The following is an 18,434-nucleotide window of genomic DNA, read 5'->3' as shown; positions in this document are numbered from 1 at the left end:
CAATTATTACTCAGAGTATCTCTTGAATTTTAACTTTTGGCCTTCATCTCTATTTAAATAACGACCAAAATAAATTATACAGTATGGTATTTTTTATCATGGTACACACTTTGCAAATCACTACAGAGGTCACTTTTACAAGAATATTAATCTAATTTATTGAAGGGACAAATAATGAAAAATAGTTTCGACACCCAACAACAGCTCACTATCAATGGCGAGCAATATCATATCAACTCGCTCATGGGACTTGGCGATAAAGCCAAACGCCTGCCTTTCTCGTTAAAAGTATTGCTAGAAAACTTACTACGTAACGAAGATGGTGTGAATATTAAAGAACAAGATATTCAGGCCTTATTAGATTGGGATCCAAAAGCGAAGCCCTCTGCCGAGGTGGCGTTTACTCCAGCCCGCGTAGTAATGCAAGATTTCACTGGTGTCCCTGCAATTGTTGATTTAGCTGCCATGCGTGATGCAATGGAAAGGCTCGGTGGTGATCCTGCAAAAATAAACCCGCTTTCTCCTGCAGAGCTGGTAATTGATCACTCGGTGCAAGTGGATGGTTATGGTAAAGATGGCTCATTCGACTTAAATTCAAAATTAGAATATGAGCGCAACAAAGAGCGTTACGAATTTTTACGTTGGGGACAAACCGCATTTGATAACTTAAAAGTTGTACCACCCGCAACCGGTATAGTTCACCAAGTGAATTTAGAGTATTTAGCCCGCGTAGTATTTAATGATACAAAAAACGGCAAATCATTAGCCTACCCAGATACACTAGTCGGCACAGATTCTCATACAACTATGATTAATGGTTTAGGCGTACTTGGCTGGGGTGTAGGTGGCATTGAAGCCGAAGCCGCCATGCTTGGCCAACCTATTAGCTTGCTTATTCCACAAGTTGTGGGTGTTAAATTAAATGGTCGCTTACCTGAGGGCACTACAGCAACCGATTTAGTACTTAGCGTTACTGAAATGCTGCGTAACCACGGTGTGGTAGGTAAGTTTGTTGAGTTTTATGGTGACGGCCTTGCCGATTTGCCACTTGCCGATAGAGCAACTATCGCTAATATGGCGCCAGAGTATGGCGCAACCTGTGGTATTTTCCCTATTGATGATGAAACGATTAATTACTTACGCTTAACTAATCGCGATGAGAAGCAGCTCAAACTAATTGAAGATTACGCTAAACACCAAGGCTTATGGCGTAACGATGGCGACGAAGCACATTATACCGATAAGCTTGAACTAACTTTAGATGATGTTGTGCCTAGCCTAGCAGGCCCTAAACGCCCGCAAGATAGAATTACTTTGGATAAAGCCGGCAAGGTTATTGGTCAGCACTTAAAAGACTTTCAAGACGAGCGTATGGCACGTCGTGATAAAAGCGATGAAGAGCAAGCGCGTATTGAAAGCGAAGGCCCTACTATCAATCCAGATGAACCAACTGATGAAGCGCAGTTTATGGGCGCAGCAAAAGTAAACTTTAATGGAGAAGAATTTGAGTTAAATGATGGTGCCTGTGTTATTGCTGCAATTACTAGCTGTACAAACACATCTAACCCAAGTGTTATTTTAGCTGCCGGTTTAGTAGCTCAAAAAGCACGTCAGTTAGGTATTAATGTAAAACCTTGGGTTAAAACCTCACTTGCGCCAGGTTCACAGGTGGTTACCGATTACCTTGAAAAAGCAGGGTTGATGGATGACTTGGATGCACTCGGCTTTAATTTAGTGGGTTATGGCTGTACCACATGTATTGGTAATTCAGGCCCACTTGCCGATGAAATTAGTGAAGCGATTCAAAAACACAAATTAGTTGTAAGCTCAATTTTATCGGGTAACCGTAACTTTGAAGGGCGCATACATCAAGATGTTAAAATGAACTTTTTAGCGTCGCCTCCTTTAGTAGTTGCCTATGCCATAGCGGGTAGAACCGATATTGATGTTTACAACGAGCCACTAGCGCAAGATAAGCATGGTAACGATATTTACCTTAAAAATATTTGGCCGAGCGTTAAAGAAGTAAGTGAACTAGTAAAAAGTACGGTAACTAAAGAGATGTTCGAAAAAAGCTATGCCAATGTTTACGATGGCGACAGTCGTTGGCAAAAAATTCAAATACCTGATGGTAAACTTTACGATTGGGACGGTGCTTCTACTTATATTAAAAAAGCGCCTTTCTTTGATGGTATGAGTGTTGAACCACCGGGTATTCCAACTATTGAGGGTGCGCGTTGTTTAGCTAAACTGGGGGATTCGGTGACTACCGATCATATTTCACCAGCAGGTGCAATTAAGGCAGAGGCACCGGCAGGGCTTTACCTACAAGAAAATGGGGTTGAAAAAGCGCAATTTAACTCTTATGGATCACGACGTGGTAATCACGAAGTAATGATGCGCGGTACGTTCGCAAATGTGCGCCTTAAAAACTTACTGGCTCCTGGAACCGAGGGCGGTGTTACCCGCACTCAACCTGACGATAAGCTAGAAAGTATTTATGATGCGGCAATGGCATATCAAGAAAGTGGAACACCCTTAGTGGTTCTAGCAGGTAAAGAATATGGTACCGGCTCCTCACGAGATTGGGCTGCAAAAGGCTCATTATTACTCGGTATTAAAGCTGTGATAGCACAAAGCTATGAACGTATTCACCGCTCTAATTTAATTGGTATGGGCGTACTTCCTTTACAATTTAAAGAAGGTGAAAGCCATGAATCACTAGGCTTAACTGGGCAAGAGCAATTTGATATTCAAGGGTTATACGATAAAACCGACGAAGTCAGTGTTATTGCCACTAACAGTGAAGGTAAACAAATTAGCTTTAGTGCCGATGTGCGTATTGATACTCCGAAAGAGTGGGACTACTACAAACATGGTGGTATTTTACAGTACGTACTGCGCAATATGCTCGACTAGCAGCTTAAAACGAAAATGCAGCCCAGCTCAGTAATGAGCTGGGCTTTTTTATATTATTAATCGATGCTTGCGCTAAATCAATTCCGCTTTATAAAGATTATATAAACTAAGAAGACACGCTGCGCAGAGGTCGCTATGTCTTCAATTGTAATAATAAGACTACTTAAAACATCGATTTTGCTTGGGTTGTGCTTAATAGTGACAGGCCATGGTTTAATTGTATCGAGCTACATTACCAACCAATACGGCATTCAAGGTATTATTACTGCAGCTGCCTGCATTGCAATTGGTGTGTTTTTATCACTGCCAACTAAAATTTATTTAACCATATTATTAATGGAAGCAGAAAAGCGCTATTTAGAATCACAGCAAATCAAACATCCCGAAGCTAAAAGCCGCTAAAACTTTCGACCTCTTTACTGCGTTGCTCTATTCTCTTTTTAGCTTTTTCAGCATCTTCAAATAGCTTATTAATTGATTCACTGTTGTATATCTCTGGTGCCCGCTGAGGAAAAGGCTTTACTGCTGATTTAGCACTGCCACTCAAAATGGCGGTATCTTCTGCAACCACGACATTGATATCGGCGGGGTTAAGCTTAACCACTTCGCTTTTACCATTCTTATTTGGTACATCTGAGAAATGCCACTGTCCTTGCTCATCTTGCCATTTATAAATTGGCTCGGGAGTTTCTGACTCAAAGTTAGCCCCAGTGATTTTTTCATCCGCTGTGGTAATTGCTGAGGTAATACTATCTAACGCGCTAGATGAAAGCGCTATCATTTCATTCTTGATCTCTGTTGATTCATTATAAATATGAGAAGTGCTTAGCCAAGGCTGGCCATTAGGTTTTTTAATATAAAACAATAAGATAATAGCAATTATCATCACTGACACTGCTAAATAGGTGAAGTATTTCATAGCGTTCCTGCTGTGTGTTTAATCCATCATCACAACTAATATAATAAAAAAGAACCAATTCAGCAAATATTTAACAACAAAAAACGCAGCAAAGGCTGCGTTTTTTCATTTTATAGCTTTGAATAATAATATAATTAAATACCATCTCCATCTATATGCAGGCCACACTCACGATTCAAGCCAAAAAAGCGGGTTTCTTCTTCACTCATGCCGGGCTCTAATTTACGCGTGGTATGTATATCCCCCATCGACACATAACCTTGCTCCCATAATGGGTGGTATGGCAAATTGTGCTTTGTTAGATACTGATATATATCGCGATTATTCCATTCAATAATGGGATATACTTTTACCGTGCCTCGGCTTATTTCTAGTACTTGCTTTTCAGCACGGCTTGAGGATTGATCTCGACGTAGGCCACTAAACCAAGTGCTCGCATTTAGCTCCTTTAAAGCGCGTGTCATTGGCTCTACTTTATTAAGCTGGTTGTATTGCTTAATACCTGCCTCACCTAACTCCCATAATTTTCCAAATTTAGCCTCTTGCCATGCAGGGCTCAGCTGCGCTTTATACACTTTTAAGTTAAGTGATAACTGCGAAGTCATTTGCTCTATAAACTGATAAGTTTCTGGAAATAAGTAGCCAGTATCTGTTAATACCACAGGTATATCGGGGCGCTGTGCAGTCATTAAGTGCAACATTACTGCAGCTTGGATACCAAAACTCGATGATAAAAACGCAGTGTCAGGCAAGTGCTCTAGAGCCCATGTAACGCGCTGCTCTGCGCTCATGTCAGCCAGTAAACCGTTCGCATCAGCTAACATGGCCTGTTGGCTTTTTTTATCTAGCTTTAATATGTTTTTAAATTCACTCATGGTCAACTTTAAACCTCACCAGCGCTTTGCGCTACTTTTAAATTATGCGTAAAAATCGGTAACGGATACTTTTACTTCTGCAACAATACCTTTGCGAATAACAAAATCACCAAAACATTCGCCATCATTACGCTCACTAACCCATTGTCCAATGAGTTTATCGAATGCTTCTAAGTAAACCTCTTCGCCAACATTTTCAAGGTAAAGCTTTGGAATACGTGTACCCTCCGTATTACCCCCAAGGTAAACGTTGTACTTACCTGGGCCTTTGCCGACCAAACCTGCTTCTGCTAGCATGGCACGACCACAGCCATTCGGACAACCAACTACACGCATAATGATGCTGTCATTTGGCACCCCGTGCTTGGCTAATAAGCCTTCTATTTTTTCAATTAAACTCGGTAAGTAACGCTCAGCTTCGGCCATAGCTAATGGGCAAGTTGGCAATGCCACACACGCCATTGAATTTTTGCGTTGCTCAGTGTCCTTATCGTCAATCAAACCATGATTGCGGGCTATTTCTTCAATTACTGCTTTTTGATCGGCCGGTACACCGGCAATAATTAAGTTTTGATTTGCCGTCATGCGAAAATCACCTTGATGAATTTCTGCAATTTTGCGACACCCTGTTTTAAGCGGCTTATTTGGGTAATCTAAAATACGACCACTTTGAATAAATAGGGTTAGGTGGTGCTTACCATCAATGCCTTCTACCCAACCAATACGATCCCCTCGGTGAGTAAACTCATAAGGGCGGCTTGGTGCAAAGCTCACGCCCGCACGCTTTTCAACTTCAGCTTTAAATACTTCAGTGCCAACACGATCAAGTGTGTATTTAGTTTTTGCATTTTTACGATTTGAGCGGTTACCCCAATCACGCTGAACAGATACCACGTGCTCAGCAATTTTTAACGTATCTTCTAGGCTAATAAAGCCAAAGTCGTCCGCTTTACGCGGGTAGGTTGCTGTATCGCCATGGGTCATCGCTAGACCGCCGCCTACTAACACGTTAAAACCAACGAGTTTGCCATCCTCAGCAATCGCCACAAAGTTTAAATCGTTAGCATGTACGTCCACCTCATTATTAGGTGGGATCGTCACTGTGGTTTTAAACTTGCGCGGTAAATACGTTGAGCCTAAAATAGGCTCTTCTGTGGTTTCAGATTTTTCGCCATTGAGCCAAATTTCAGCGTATGCCTTCGTTTTAGGTAATAAGTGTTCAGAAATTTTTGCTGCCCACTCGTAGGCCTCTTGATGTAACTCAGACTCAACCGGATTGGTAGTACATAACACATTACGGTTAACATCACCGGCGGTGGCAATCGAATCAATTCCAACACTATTAAGCAATTGATGCATACCTTTAATTTCAGGTTTTAATACACCATGAAACTGAAATGTTTGGCGAGTTGTTAAACGAATACTGCCATAACTGGTTTTATCACCAGCAAATTTATCAATTGCAAGCCATTGCTCTGGCTTAATAATACCGCCAGGCATACGTGCGCGTAGCATCACATTATGCAATGGCTCTAGCTTTTGTTTAGCACGTTCAGGACGGATATCACGATCATCTTGTTGATACATGCCGTGAAAACGAATTAACTGGAAATTATCGGCGGTAAAACCACCGGTGATCTCGTCTTTTAAATCTTGCTCTATCGTGCCACGTAAAAAGTTGCTTTCTCTTTTCAAACGCTCGTTATCAGAAAGCTTTACGTTTTTATCTTGTTCGCTCATGTTTAATCCTAAATTTGTTACAGTGACGGCTGTTAGCGTTACTTTTTATAAAGTAAACAATGTGTACTTAGTACACGTCTTTCTGATAGCGATTTGCGCTTCTTAAGTCTTTTAAGTACTGCTCTGCGTCTTCATAGCTTTTACCGGTGTTTTCGCTAATGATATCAACTAAGGCATTGTGTACATCCTTTGCCATGCGGTTAGCGTCGCCACAAACATAAAAATGAGCGCCCGCTTCTAACCAATCAAATACTTCTTTTGAGTTTTTACGTAACTTGTCTTGTACATAAACTTTTTCTGCTTGGTCACGGCTAAACGCTACATCAATCTTACTTAGTAAACCTGACTTTAAGTACCCTTGAATTTCTACTTGGTACAAGAAGTCTTGAGTAAAGTGTGGGTTACCAAAAAACAGCCAGTTTTTACCTGTTGCTTCTCGTGCATCACGTTCTTGTAAAAAGGCGCGAAATGGCGCAATACCAGTACCTGGACCAACCATAATAATTGGTGTGTCATCACTTACTGGTAAGCGGAAGTTATCGTTATGTTCACTGAACACTTTTACTTTACAGCCTTCTTCTGCGCGGCGTGCTAAGTACCCTGAACAACCACCTAAGTGCTCTGTGCCAAACGCTTCAAACTCAACTAATGCAATAGTTAAGTGCACCTCATCTTCAACCTCAGCTTGGCTAGAAGCAATTGAATATAAACGTGCTTGTAATTTACGCAGGCAATCCACTAGTGTTTGCGCTTCTAATTTAGCAGGGTTTTGTGCAACCACATCAAAGATTTGACGAGGCTCAATGTATTCGCGCATTGCGCCTTTATCTTCTACTAGCTTAAGCAGCTCAGGGGTGCCTGTAGCCGTGGCATATTTTTCAACAAAGCCAGGGTAGGATTGTGTTAGCTCTAATTTTTCAATTAAGGCATCACGCACGCTGAGTTCTTCATCGCCAAGTTTAACGCGGCTAGTTGGATCAATTTGCGTTTGCGCTAGTAGCTCATCTACACGGGCTTCATCATTTAAAAAGTAAATACCGAGTGAATCACCAGGTGTATACGTAATGTCTGACCCTTCTAGTGAAATTTCAACATGGCGTACATCTTTGGTTGAATCACGACCGGTAATTTTTTGCACTAAGCTTAGCTCTGCCGCAAACGGATTTTGCTTTGTGTACTGACTAGCCGCTGCTGCAGGAGCGCCAAATGGCATAGAAACAACTTGACCGCCTGTCGCACCTTGCTGGGCTTTTAAGTCTGGTTCAAACGCATTTAATGCGCCCTCAATCCAAGTGGCTGCTTCGTCATCATAATCAACGTCTAGGTCGGCGCGTTGATGAATAACCTCTGCACCTAATTTAGTTAAACGCTCTTCAAAGTCTTTAGCGGTTTGGCAGAAAAATTCATAGCTAGAATCACCTAAACCTAATACTGCAACTTTGACACCATCAAGCTTTGGCGCTTTTTTAGTAATTAAAAATTCATACAGTGTTTCGGCGTCTTCTGGTGGCTCACCCTCGCCGTAAGTCGATACAACAACGGTTAAAAACTTTTCTTTTTTCAGGGCTGTCGGTTTGTAATCTGACATACTAACCAGTTTTGTTGCTAAGCCGCGAGACTCAGCTTGCTCTTTAAGTTTAGTCGCCACCGCTTTAGCATTACCTGTTTGCGAACCATATAAAATGGTCAACGCTGCCGCTTCCGAGGTTGCGGGTGTAACTGAAGCTGGTGCGCCTAGCGCTGCAGAATTAGCATTAGCAGCTAAGTAGCCGCTAACCCACGCTTGCTGAATTGGATTAAGCTCAGCCACTAAACCTTGTAGCTTTTGTACTTGCTCTTGCGAAAGCGGACTTGCTAGCGCATTGAGTTGACCTAACAACATGAATTTTTCCTCATAACCCTGAACGTTAAACACAATGCTTGTTCACATTGTTTAAAATGAGTGCCACCTCACTCAGAAAGTTCTGTTGAGGTTAATTGAGTATGCAGGATAGCCGCCTAAGCATAGATAAAAAAAGAATAGAATCTGCTTTGATATTCCATTTAGTTATTAAGTTACCTAAAAACCTGCGAAATAGACCTAAAAGGGTTTTATTGTCTTTTATGAAATTTTAATTTAACAATTTTGTAACTTTAATGTTCTAAGGTATATTACGCAAAAATATAAATAGGAACACCTATGTTACACGGTATATATAAAAACAAATTACTTTTGAGCACCTTGTTATTATCCTCATTACCCGCGATGGCTAATGTGGTTAATGGCAACTTTGAACAATACAGTGGCAACACCCCAGATGCGTGGACAGTGATTGATAGCGGTATTAACGTATCTGCCAACAGCACAGTCGTAAGCACAGGCTCACAAGCAGCAGCGATTAGCGTTAATACAGGCACACAAAGCAATACTGATTTTTTGCAGCAAGTCGCTGTTGAAATGGGTAAAACTTATGAGTTCTCAGTAGATGTGTATCATACCGAAGGCCATCTTAAGGCGCGTTTGTTGATAGATGGTTATCAAGGCTATTCAAATCCAGCACAAACCAACCAATGGCAGAGTATAACTTACAGCTACACAGCTGATAGTAATAAAACCATTGATGTCGGCTTACGCTTTTATGATACAACGGGATTTGATGGTAGCGAGTTAGTTTATGTTGATAACTTCTTGCCCAATAATGACAGCAGTGGCTCTGTGAGCTGCGCAGATAACAGCCTTACCTTTAGCCTAACCACAGATAACTACGGCGAAGAAACCAGCTGGCAAATAGCGCACAACCAAACCGGTGTCGTTGCAAGCGGAAGTGGGTATGCTGCAAACACCCAATATACCGAACAATTATGCGTAGCCGATGGTGAGTATACATTTACTATTAATGACAGCTATGGCGATGGTATTTGCTGTTCATATGGCAGTGGTAGCTACGCCTTGAATAATGAAAGCACATTGCTTGCCAGTGGAGCTAGTTTTCAAACAACCGAGGCTACCGCTTTCTCATTAGGAAGCCCTGAGCCAACACCGACGCCAACCGGCTATTATGTGACAACCCAAGGCTTGTCTGGTTACACGCTAAAAACTGAGCTTTATAACATTATTAATAATCATAATGCTCAAGGGTATTCTGCTATTTGGAATTTTTACGACGCATCGGCGCGTGATAAATACTTTGAAAACGATAATAGTATTTTAGATATGTACAGCGAGAAGCCCAATGGCTCTGATAGCTACACATACACAGCCGTTAGCGATCAATGTGGCACCTACAGTGGAGAGGCGGATTGCTACAACCGAGAGCATTCGTTCCCTAAAAGTTGGTTTGGTGGAAAAGTTGAACCGATGAACTCTGATGTTCATCATATTTACGCCACAGACGGCTATGTAAATTCAAAACGAAGTAACTTCCCGTTCGGTGAAGTAGCAAGCGCTTCGTTTACCTCAACCAACGGCAGTAAATTAGGCTCTGCAAGTAATACGATTAATTACAACGGTACTGTATTTGAACCTATTGATGAATTTAAAGGTGACTTTGCTCGTGCTTATTTTTACATGGCAACCCGCTACGAAAATGTGATTGGTGCTTGGCAAAATAACACCGCAGCTAGTAATGACGTGCTTAATGGCACCAATACCCAAGTATTTGAAAGCTGGGTTGTGGCCATGCTGTTAAAGTGGCATAACAACGACCCTGTTAGCCAAATGGAATTAGACCGCAACCAAGCAGCGTTTGAATTTCAGGGAAATCGTAACCCGTATATCGATCACCCTGAGTTTGTAGAGATGATTTGGTAAAAGGGCTTCGGGCTTCGGGCTTCGGGCTTCGGGCTTCGGGCTTCGGGCTTCGGGCTTCGGGCTTCGGGCTTCGGGCTTCGGGCTTCGGGCTTCGGGCTTCGGGCTTCGGGCTTCGGGCTTCGGGCTTCGCAGAAAAGCATATGCCTTTGTATTCGCAAAGGCTTTTTTATTTTGATTACTTCTTTACCCTCGGGTTTAGGTCTAAGTTACGGCTAGTAAGCCCACTGCGAGCGTCGACGTAAAACTTTAAACTTATCGCTTTTTTAAACGCAAAAAAAACCCCAGCAAAAGCTGGGGTTTCTTATAAAACAGACTTAATTAAAAATTAAGCTTGTTTTGGACGTTCAACAACCTCTACCAAAGTCCAAGATTTATTCTTAGAGATTGGAGCGCATTCACGGATAGTAACTACGTCACCCGCTTTTGCAGTGTTATCTTGGTCATGTACGTGTAACTTAGTCGTACGTTTGATGAATTTCCCATAGATTGGGTGCTTCACGTAACGTGCGATAGCAATAGTGAAAGATTTTTCCATCTTGTCGCTAATTACACGGCCTTGAAGAGTACGAATTTTATCGCTCATTATTGACCTGCCTTCTGGTTAATAATTGTTTTTACACGCGCGATATCGCGACGTACTGTTCTTAGCGTGTGTGTCTGAGCTAGCTGACCAGTGCTTGCTTGCATGCGCAGGTTAAACTGCTCACGAAGAAGACCTAGAAGTTCAGCATTAAGCTCTTCTACGCTTTTATCTTTTAGTTCGTTTGCTTTCATCACATTACCGTCCGAGTTACGAAAGTTGTTTTGAATGGCAGCTTACGAGCAGCAAGGTTAAACGCTTCACGAGCAAGCTCTTCTGAAACACCTTCCATTTCGTAAAGTACTTTACCAGGCTGAATTTCAGCAACCCAATATTCAACAGAACCTTTACCTTTACCCATACGAACTTCAAGAGGTTTTTCTGTGATCGGCTTGTCAGGGAAGACACGGATCCAGATTTTACCTTGACGTTTCACGTGACGTGTCATAGCACGACGAGCTGCTTCGATTTGACGAGCAGTCATGCGGCCACGACCAGTAGCTTTCAAACCGAAAGTACCGAAGCTTACTTTGTTACCGTTTTGCGCTAGACCACGGTTGCGGCCTTTATGCATTTTACGGAATTTTGTACGTTTTGGCTGTAACATTACTCGCTACCTCTACTTAGCACTTTTTTGGCTTTCTTTGGTGCGCGTTTAGCTGGCTTCTCTTGCTCTTGTACTAGTGGTAAACCACCAATAACTTCGCCTTTGAAGATCCAAACTTTAACACCAATGATACCGTAAGTGGTTAAGGCTTCAGAAGTTGCGTAGTCGATATCAGCACGAAGAGTATGTAGAGGTACACGACCTTCACGATACCATTCTGAACGTGCGATTTCTGCGCCGCCAAGACGACCGCTAACTTCAACTTTAATCCCTTTAGAACCGATGCGCATTGCATTTTGTACCGAACGCTTCATAGCGCGACGGAACATAACACGACGCTCTAGCTGAGAGGCAATGCCGTCTGCTACTAGTTGTGCATCTAGTTCTGGTTTACGTACTTCAGAAATATTAATCTGAGCAGGTACACCAGCGATTTTAGTTACCGCTTGACGTAATTTTTCTACGTCTTCGCCTTTTTTACCGATAACAACACCCGGACGAGCCGTGTGAATAGTTACTCGGATAGATTTTGCTGGACGCTCAATAACGATTTTAGACACAGAAGCCGCTTTCAATTCCTTAGTAAGGAATGTACGTACTTTGTGATCGCCAAAAAGCTGTGCAGAGAAATCTTTTGAATTCGCGTACCAGGTAGAAACCCAAGGTTTAGATATACCTAGGCGAATACCAGTAGGATGAACTTTTTGTCCCATTACTTATATCTCCTAGCTATCTGAAACCACAACAGTGATGTGGCTTGTACGCTTAAGGATGCGGTCTGCGCGTCCTTTAGCACGTGGCATAATACGTTTCATTGTTGGACCATCGTCCACAAAGATCGTTGTTACACGTAGCTCATCAATGTCAGCACCTTCGTTATGCTCTGCGTTAGCAATAGCAGACTCAAGTACTTTCTTAACTAATACAGCCGCTTTTTTCGGGCTGTACGCCAGGATTTCTAGTGCGCGATCGACAGGTAACCCGCGGATCTGATCTGCAACTAGACGTGCTTTTTGCGCCGAACCAGAGGCGAATTTATGTTTAGCTAATGCTTGCATTTATCTTCCCCTCTTAACGTTTCTTCGCTTTCTTATCCGCAGCATGGCCACGGTAAGTGCGAGTTGGTGCAAATTCACCTAGTTTGTGACCGATCATTTCGTCAGAAACGAAAACTGGTACATGCTGGCGACCATTATGGACAGCAATGGTCAATCCGATCATGTTAGGTATGATCATTGAACGACGGCTCCAAGTTTTAATTGGCTTCTTTTCACCGCTTTCCAAAGCTTTCTCTACCTTCTTCAGCAAGTGTAGGTCTATAAAAGGACCCTTCTTGAGAGAGCGTGGCATGGCTATTCCTCAATATTACTTAGTACGACGACGTACTATAAATTTATCCGTACGCTTGTTCTTACGCGTCTTAGCACCTTTAGTCGGTTTACCCCATGGAGACACAGGATGACGACCACCAGATGTACGACCTTCACCACCACCGTGTGGGTGATCAACCGGGTTCATGGCAACACCACGAACTGTCGGACGAATACCACGCCAGCGATTTGCACCTGCTTTACCAAGTGAACGAAGCATATGCTCAGCATTGCCTACTTCACCTAGCGTAGCACGACAATCAGACTCAACTTTACGAACTTCGCCTGAACGAAGACGTAATGTTACATATTGACCATCACGAGCAAGGATTTGAACGTATGCACCAGCAGAACGTGCGATTTGAGCACCTTTACCTGGTTTTAATTCTACGTTGTGAACAGTCGAACCTACAGGCATATTACGCATTGGTAATGCATTACCAGGTTTGATTGGTGCATCAACACCAGACTGGATTGCATCGCCAGCTTTTAAGCCTTTAGGTGCGATAATGTAACGACGCTCACCGTCTGCATATAATACAAGAGCGATGTTTGCGCTACGATTTGGATCATATTCTAAACGCTCAACAGTGGCTGGAATGCCATCTTTAGTACGTTTAAAATCGATTAAACGGTAATGCTGCTTATGACCACCACCGATATGACGAACCGTAATACGACCATTGTTATTACGACCACCTGATTTAGAGTTTTTCTCTAATAGTGGTGCGTAAGGTTTACCCTTATGTAAATCTGGGTTAACCACTTTAACTAGGTGACGACGACCCGCAGAAGTTGGCTTACACTTTTGAAGTGCCATAATTCTAACTCCCTTATTACTCGGCGCCGCCGACAAAGTCCAGCTCGCTACCTTCTTTAAGAGTAACGTAAGCTTTCTTCCAGTCGCTACGACGACCGAAACGCATGCCAGTACGTTTTGTTTTACCCTTAACGTTAAGTGTGCGAACACCAGTTACTTCTACTTCAAAAAGCTTCTCAACTGCCGCTTTAACTTCAGCTTTAGTTGCGTCATTTGCTACTTTAAAAACAATAGTATTGTTTTCTTCAGCAGCGATTGTGCTTTTTTCAGAGATGTGTGGAGCAAGGATCACTTTTAAAAGACGTTCTTCACGGATCATGCTAGCGCCTCCTCAAGTTGCTTAACAGCAGCAGCTGTAATTAGTACCTTATCGAAAGCAATTAAGCTTACAGGATCGATACCAGCTACATCACGTGTGTCAACCTTGTACAGGTTACGTGCCGATAAGAAAAGATTTTCATCTACTTCTTCAGTCACGATAAGAACATCTTTAAGCTCAAGTTCTTTAAGCTTAGCAACTAGTTCTTTAGTTTTTGGTGCTTCAAGACCAAAACTCTCAACAACGATTAAACGCTCTTGACGAACTAATTCAGATAAGATGCTTTTGATCGCACCACGGTACATTTTACGGTTTACTTTTTGGCTGTGGTCTTGTGGTTTAGCTGCGAAGCTAACGCCACCTGAACGCCAAATTGGACTACGGATTGTACCAGCACGTGCACGGCCAGTACCTTTTTGAGCCCATGGTTTTTTACCACCACCGCTTACTTCAGAACGTGTCTTCTGAGCACGAGTACCTTGACGAGCACCTGCTGCGTATGCAACAACTACTTGGTGTACTAATGCTTCGTTAAACTCACGTCCAAAAGTAGCTTCAGAAACTTCAAGAGCGCCAGAAGCGTCTTTAATTGCTAATTCCATCACTAAATCTCCAGGACTTATGCTTTAACAGCTGGTTTAACGATAACGTCACCGCCGATAGCGCCAGGTACTGCACCTTTAACTAAAAGCAGGTTACGCTCAGCGTCAACGCGAACTAGTTCAAGGTTCTGAGTTGTTACTTGCTCATTACCCATTTGACCGGCCATTTTCTTACCTTTAAACACCTTACCAGGTGATTGGTTTTGACCGATTGAACCAGGAGCACGGTGAGATAGAGAGTTACCATGTGTAGCGTCTTGCATGCTGAAATTCCAGCGCTTAACACCACCTTGGAAACCTTTACCTTTAGAAGTACCGGTTACGTCAACTTTGTTGATTTCGTTGAATAATTCAACAGTAAGCTCAGAGCCTACTTCAAAATCGCCTTCACCACCATTTAGGCGGAATTCCCACAGACCGCGACCCGCTTCAACACCAGCTTTAGCGAAGTGACCCGCTGTTGCTTTGTTTACACGGCTTGCTTTTTTAGTGCCTGCGGTTACTTGAAGCGCGTTATAACCGTCTGTTGCGTCAGATTTGATCTGAGCAATGCGGTTAGGAGTCGCTTCAATAACTGTCACAGGGATAGATACACCATCTTCAGTGAAGATACGTGTCATACCCACTTTACGACCGACTAGACCTAATGCCATTTTCCTAAAACCTCTCTAATCTTCCGATTAACCCAGGCTGATTTGAACATCAACACCAGCAGCAAGGTCTAAACGCATAAGTGCGTCTACAGTCTTGTCTGTTGGTTCTACGATGTCGATCAGACGTTTATGGGTGCGGATCTCGTACTGATCACGCGCGTCTTTATTAACGTGCGGTGATGTAAGTACAGTAAAACGTTCAAAGCGTGTAGGTAGTGGAATTGGACCACGTACTTGTGCGCCAGTGCGTTTCGCAGTTTCCACGATTTCCGCCGTTGATTGGTCAATCAAACGGTGGTCAAAAGCTTTTAGGCGAATACGAATGCGTTGATTTGACATTCTTAAACCTCAATATAAAGAGCATTTAAAGAGCATAAAAAAACGACCGAAACAATCTTAATAATTAAGATGCCGGTTGTTTGATTATATCTACGTTGAGTTCCAAATCGGAACTCCTGTTTATTAGCTTGAAATCCAAGCTTAATTTATTCTTTCTTGTTCCCGAGGGAATTTTGAAAGCCTGCGTATTATAATGATACTGGTGATAAATGCAACAACTATTTAGACATAATTACTTTGTTATTGTCGTTTAAAAAATAGCTAAGTTTATTAATAGTGAACGCAATGGAAGTGATGATGTCTTTATAATGTCATAGCTTGTCGATTAATCTGCAGGGGATTTTTTAGATATTATGTTATCCTATGCGCTAATTTTGCTGTTATATACCCATATTGGTTTGGGTAACTACTCTCTTATGGTGAGTCAATGCGTATTTTAAATTATGGTTTAAATCTTATCTCTGGTGGTATCAGCCGCTTGTTTGTTAAAAGCAAAGTACTGCCTGAAAAGCCTTTAGAGCAATTTGAGTTAAACCCTAAAAATCCGACCTTCTATATAGTGCGTTTAAATTCACGCTTTGATCTAGCGGCACTGGCGCGTGTTTGTAAACGAAATGGTTTACCGGACCCAACCGAACAGCAAATATTAGGTGACGAAACGTTAGATCGCTTTATCGGCATTAAAAACCCCCTCCGCTATTTGGTGATAAAGAAAAGTCTACCAATGCATTAGCGCAAGGCAAACACATTGTTGAGCACTTATTAAATAGTGGCCAAAAAAATGTGCAAGTGGTGCCCGTGACTATTTTATGGGGCCGATCGCCAGGTAAAGAAAAACCCGGACTAAGCACTTTACTTTCGCACTCACTAACGCCCAGCTGGTTTAGAAAAATTTTTGTGGTGCTTTTTTCAGGTAGAGACAACTTTATTCGATTTAGCCAACCACTCGACTTATCTTTATTGGTTAATGAAAAAGCCGACGTCAATGAATTGCCTCATAAGTTACTTCGCGTAGCTTTAGTTCACTTTAAACGTCAAAAGCTGGCTGCAACAGGGCCTAAAATCCCATCTCGTGATCAGTTATTTAGCTCACTACTGGCATCACCCACAATTAAAAAAGCAATTCAAACCGAGGCTTCTGAAAAAAACATCAGCCAAGCTCAGGCGCGACAAAACGCTTTAAAGCTACTTGATGAAATCGCTGCTAATTACAGCGATGCCACAATTCGCGTTGCTGATCGCATATTAACGTGGCTTTGGAATAAGCTTTATAATGGCATTGATATAAAGTACACCGAGCAAATTCATGACCTAACCAATAAAGGCCATGAAATAATCTACATGCCTTGTCATCGTAGTCATATGGATTACTTGCTACTAACCTACTCTATTTATCATCAAGGCCTTGTACCACCGCATATTGCTGCAGGGATTAACCTTAACTTTTTCCCTGCAGGTGGCATATTCCGCCGCAGTGGTGCATTTTTTATTCGTCGCTCATTTGCTGGTAACAAACTCTACTCAGCAGTATTTAAAGAATACTTAAGCCAGTTATTTATAAAAGGTTACTCGGTTAAGTTTTATACCGAAGGTGGCCGCAGTAGAACCGGACGCTTACTCCCCCAAAAACGGGTATGCTCGCCATGACGATGCAAGCTATGCTTCGTGGTATAGACCGCCCTGTATCAATTGTACCTGTGTATATTGGTTACGAACACGTAATGGAAATAAACACCTACTTAAAAGAGCTCGCGGGTAATGATAAAAAAGGCGAGTCGATATTAGGTATTTTTAAAGCAATTAAAAATTTGAAAAACTATGGTCGCGGGTATTTAAATTTTGGTGACCCGATTTCTATTAACCAATACCTAAATGACAACCAACCCGACTGGCGCGAGTCAATTCATGCTACCGACGTGCAAAAACCACAATGGCTAGGGCCGCAGGTGGCTAATCTGGCTGATCAGGTTATGGTTAAAATTAACAATGCCGCCGCACTTAACTCAGTTAACTTACTGGCGATGATACTGCTAGTAAACGATAAGCACGCATTGAGTAAACCTAAATTGCTAGCTCAGCTTGAGTTTTATTTGCGATTACAACGTGAAGCTAGCTACAGCAATAAAATAACCGCACCCGATGAAACGCCAGAGCAACTGCTAGAACACGCTTTAAAGTTGAATAAGTTTGATGTGATCAGTGACGAGTTTGGTGAAATTATTGCGATAAACGATAAAGAAAAAACCTTATTTAACTATTACCGTAATAACATTTTGCATATTTTTGCAGTACCTAGCTTAGTAGCTCTACATTTATTCAAGCAGCATCAAAGTACCGTTACTCACTGCCATCAATTGGTAAAATCATTTTATCCGTTATTCGCCAAAGAGTGGTACTTACAAGAGCTTGATGACAACTATGTGGCCCGCATTTTAACTAACTTTAGCGATCAAGGCTTAATTGAGCTTGATGGTGATAATATCAAAGTAACTCAAAGTAACGATAGCTTTGCCAAACTCGAAATGCTTGGTCGTGCATTGAGCTTTACTCTGCAACGTTATGCGATTGTGATTGGCTTTATTCAAACCAGCCAAGGTATTGCAAAAGCTGAACTGGAACGTGAAAGCTATGTGTTGGCACAACGCTTGGGTACGTTACATGGCATTAAAACGCCGGAGTTTTTTGATAAGAAGGTACTTAGTAGTTTTATTTCCAACCTTCGCGAACAAAAACTCATTAGTGAATCTGATAGCGGCTTACAAGGCAGCCAAGAGCTGTGCGAGACCTACAAGCAACTGCAAACACTCTTGCCGGCACGTATTTGGCAATCAATTACTGACATTGTCCACGCTCAATGTCAGTAACATACTTCACTATATTGAATTAACTCAATATAGTGGG

18 protein-coding genes and 1 pseudogene are annotated in these 18,434 nt (G+C 42.1%); 4 read left to right on the top strand and 15 right to left on the bottom strand.

The genetic code is table 11. From position 1 onward, the window contains the following. Positions 1–174: 174 nt before the first annotated feature. Both acnA and AC0L7Q_RS00240 read left to right on the top strand, forming a co-directional pair. Positions 175–2,919, top strand: a complete 2,745-nt coding sequence (acnA, locus tag AC0L7Q_RS00245) for an aconitate hydratase AcnA (RefSeq protein WP_413401091.1) — start codon at positions 175–177, stop codon at positions 2,917–2,919. Positions 2,920–3,054: 135 nt separating this feature from the next. Then, positions 3,055–3,321, top strand: a complete 267-nt coding sequence (locus AC0L7Q_RS00240; RefSeq protein WP_409424377.1) for a hypothetical protein — start codon at positions 3,055–3,057, stop codon at positions 3,319–3,321. On the opposite strand, the gene AC0L7Q_RS00235 is transcribed toward AC0L7Q_RS00240, so the two are convergent. The 4 genes from AC0L7Q_RS00235 to AC0L7Q_RS00220 all read right to left on the bottom strand — a co-directional run bounded on the left by AC0L7Q_RS00235 (position 3,308) and on the right by AC0L7Q_RS00220 (position 8,335). Next, a complete protein-coding gene (locus AC0L7Q_RS00235; protein ID WP_413401090.1) occupies positions 3,308–3,838 on the bottom strand; it encodes a DUF4124 domain-containing protein in 531 nt (176 codons plus the stop codon). The two genes, AC0L7Q_RS00240 and AC0L7Q_RS00235, sit on opposite strands and share 14 nt — an antisense overlap. 134 nt (positions 3,839–3,972) lie before the next feature. Next, positions 3,973–4,713, bottom strand: a complete 741-nt coding sequence (locus AC0L7Q_RS00230; RefSeq protein WP_413401089.1) for a phosphoadenylyl-sulfate reductase — start codon at positions 4,711–4,713, stop codon at positions 3,973–3,975. A gap of 42 nt (positions 4,714–4,755) precedes the next feature. Then, positions 4,756–6,453: an assimilatory sulfite reductase (NADPH) hemoprotein subunit gene (gene cysI, locus AC0L7Q_RS00225; protein ID WP_413401088.1), complete on the bottom strand. Its 1,698-nt coding sequence runs from the start codon at positions 6,451–6,453 to the stop codon at positions 4,756–4,758. Between the two features lie 67 nt (positions 6,454–6,520). Beyond that, positions 6,521–8,335 carry an assimilatory sulfite reductase (NADPH) flavoprotein subunit gene (locus AC0L7Q_RS00220; protein WP_413401087.1) on the bottom strand — a complete coding sequence of 605 codons (1,815 nt, stop codon included), beginning with the start codon at positions 8,333–8,335 and terminating at the stop codon, positions 6,521–6,523. 297 nt (positions 8,336–8,632) lie between these two features. On the opposite strand from AC0L7Q_RS00220, the gene AC0L7Q_RS00215 reads away from it, so the two are divergent. Next, on the top strand, positions 8,633–10,243 hold the full coding sequence (locus tag AC0L7Q_RS00215; protein ID WP_413401086.1) for an endonuclease: 1,611 nt from the start codon (positions 8,633–8,635) through the stop codon (positions 10,241–10,243). 325 nt (positions 10,244–10,568) lie between these two features. Here AC0L7Q_RS00215 and rpsQ read toward each other — a convergent pair whose 3' ends face one another. From rpsQ to rpsJ, 11 genes are read right to left on the bottom strand one after another with little or no spacing between them, the layout of a single operon-like run. Continuing rightward, positions 10,569–10,826 (bottom strand): 30S ribosomal protein S17, encoded by a 258-nt coding sequence (gene rpsQ / locus AC0L7Q_RS00210; RefSeq protein WP_413401085.1) that lies wholly within the window; start codon positions 10,824–10,826, stop codon positions 10,569–10,571. After that, the gene (rpmC, locus tag AC0L7Q_RS00205; RefSeq protein ID WP_008108355.1) at positions 10,826–11,017 is read right to left on the bottom strand and encodes a 50S ribosomal protein L29; all 192 of its coding nucleotides are present in this window, start codon (positions 11,015–11,017) and stop codon (positions 10,826–10,828) included. The genes rpsQ and rpmC overlap by 1 nt, the downstream gene beginning before the upstream one ends. Next, positions 11,017–11,430, bottom strand: coding sequence for a 50S ribosomal protein L16 (gene rplP / locus AC0L7Q_RS00200; protein ID WP_008108352.1), 414 nt, complete (start codon positions 11,428–11,430; stop codon positions 11,017–11,019). Before rplP ends, rpmC begins: the two co-directional genes overlap by 1 nt. Further along, on the bottom strand, positions 11,430–12,143 hold the full coding sequence (rpsC, locus tag AC0L7Q_RS00195) for a 30S ribosomal protein S3 (RefSeq protein WP_418157324.1): 714 nt from the start codon (positions 12,141–12,143) through the stop codon (positions 11,430–11,432). Before rpsC ends, rplP begins: the two co-directional genes overlap by 1 nt. A 12-nt stretch (positions 12,144–12,155) precedes the next feature. Next, complete coding sequence (gene rplV, locus AC0L7Q_RS00190) at positions 12,156–12,488, bottom strand: 50S ribosomal protein L22 (protein ID WP_004588690.1); 333 nt, start codon at positions 12,486–12,488, stop codon at positions 12,156–12,158. Positions 12,489–12,501: 13 nt separating this feature from the next. Further along, positions 12,502–12,780, bottom strand: a complete 279-nt coding sequence (rpsS, locus tag AC0L7Q_RS00185; RefSeq protein ID WP_004588689.1) for a 30S ribosomal protein S19 — start codon at positions 12,778–12,780, stop codon at positions 12,502–12,504. 15 nt (positions 12,781–12,795) lie between these two features. Beyond that, on the bottom strand, positions 12,796–13,620 hold the full coding sequence (gene rplB / locus AC0L7Q_RS00180; protein WP_007376192.1) for a 50S ribosomal protein L2: 825 nt from the start codon (positions 13,618–13,620) through the stop codon (positions 12,796–12,798). 16 nt (positions 13,621–13,636) lie between these two features. Next, positions 13,637–13,939, bottom strand: a complete 303-nt coding sequence (gene rplW / locus AC0L7Q_RS00175; RefSeq protein WP_008108343.1) for a 50S ribosomal protein L23 — start codon at positions 13,937–13,939, stop codon at positions 13,637–13,639. Continuing rightward, a complete protein-coding gene (rplD, locus tag AC0L7Q_RS00170) occupies positions 13,936–14,541 on the bottom strand; it encodes a 50S ribosomal protein L4 (protein WP_008108340.1) in 606 nt (201 codons plus the stop codon). Before rplD ends, rplW begins: the two co-directional genes overlap by 4 nt. 17 nt (positions 14,542–14,558) lie before the next feature. After that, complete coding sequence (rplC, locus tag AC0L7Q_RS00165; RefSeq protein ID WP_138605949.1) at positions 14,559–15,194, bottom strand: 50S ribosomal protein L3; 636 nt, start codon at positions 15,192–15,194, stop codon at positions 14,559–14,561. Positions 15,195–15,221: 27 nt separating this feature from the next. Then, a complete protein-coding gene (gene rpsJ, locus AC0L7Q_RS00160; RefSeq protein ID WP_002957900.1) occupies positions 15,222–15,533 on the bottom strand; it encodes a 30S ribosomal protein S10 in 312 nt (103 codons plus the stop codon). A gap of 427 nt (positions 15,534–15,960) precedes the next feature. On the opposite strand from rpsJ, the pseudogene plsB reads away from it, so the two are divergent. Continuing rightward, a pseudogene (plsB, locus tag AC0L7Q_RS00155) lies at positions 15,961–18,397 on the top strand (glycerol-3-phosphate 1-O-acyltransferase PlsB). The last annotated feature ends 37 nt before the right edge of the window (positions 18,398–18,434 follow it).

This window comes from Pseudoalteromonas sp. KJ63-1, assembly GCF_055808145.1.
This window is presented reverse-complemented; position numbering and strand designations above follow the sequence as displayed.

Coding starts and splice junctions, on each gene's coding strand:
- acnA (WP_413401091.1), top strand. CDS start 175: ATGAAAAATAGTTTCGACACCCAACAACAGCTCACTATCAATGGCGAG.
- AC0L7Q_RS00240 (WP_409424377.1), top strand. CDS start 3,055: ATGTCTTCAATTGTAATAATAAGACTACTTAAAACATCGATTTTGCTT.
- AC0L7Q_RS00235 (WP_413401090.1), bottom strand. CDS start 3,838: ATGAAATACTTCACCTATTTAGCAGTGTCAGTGATGATAATTGCTATT.
- AC0L7Q_RS00230 (WP_413401089.1), bottom strand. CDS start 4,713: ATGAGTGAATTTAAAAACATATTAAAGCTAGATAAAAAAAGCCAACAG.
- cysI (WP_413401088.1), bottom strand. CDS start 6,453: ATGAGCGAACAAGATAAAAACGTAAAGCTTTCTGATAACGAGCGTTTG.
- AC0L7Q_RS00220 (WP_413401087.1), bottom strand. CDS start 8,335: ATGTTGTTAGGTCAACTCAATGCGCTAGCAAGTCCGCTTTCGCAAGAG.
- AC0L7Q_RS00215 (WP_413401086.1), top strand. CDS start 8,633: ATGTTACACGGTATATATAAAAACAAATTACTTTTGAGCACCTTGTTA.
- rpsQ (WP_413401085.1), bottom strand. CDS start 10,826: ATGAGCGATAAAATTCGTACTCTTCAAGGCCGTGTAATTAGCGACAAG.
- rpmC (WP_008108355.1), bottom strand. CDS start 11,017: ATGAAAGCAAACGAACTAAAAGATAAAAGCGTAGAAGAGCTTAATGCT.
- rplP (WP_008108352.1), bottom strand. CDS start 11,430: ATGTTACAGCCAAAACGTACAAAATTCCGTAAAATGCATAAAGGCCGC.
- rpsC (WP_418157324.1), bottom strand. CDS start 12,143: ATGGGACAAAAAGTTCATCCTACTGGTATTCGCCTAGGTATATCTAAA.
- rplV (WP_004588690.1), bottom strand. CDS start 12,488: ATGCAAGCATTAGCTAAACATAAATTCGCCTCTGGTTCGGCGCAAAAA.
- rpsS (WP_004588689.1), bottom strand. CDS start 12,780: ATGCCACGCTCTCTCAAGAAGGGTCCTTTTATAGACCTACACTTGCTG.
- rplB (WP_007376192.1), bottom strand. CDS start 13,620: ATGGCACTTCAAAAGTGTAAGCCAACTTCTGCGGGTCGTCGTCACCTA.
- rplW (WP_008108343.1), bottom strand. CDS start 13,939: ATGATCCGTGAAGAACGTCTTTTAAAAGTGATCCTTGCTCCACACATC.
- rplD (WP_008108340.1), bottom strand. CDS start 14,541: ATGGAATTAGCAATTAAAGACGCTTCTGGCGCTCTTGAAGTTTCTGAA.
- rplC (WP_138605949.1), bottom strand. CDS start 15,194: ATGGCATTAGGTCTAGTCGGTCGTAAAGTGGGTATGACACGTATCTTC.
- rpsJ (WP_002957900.1), bottom strand. CDS start 15,533: ATGTCAAATCAACGCATTCGTATTCGCCTAAAAGCTTTTGACCACCGT.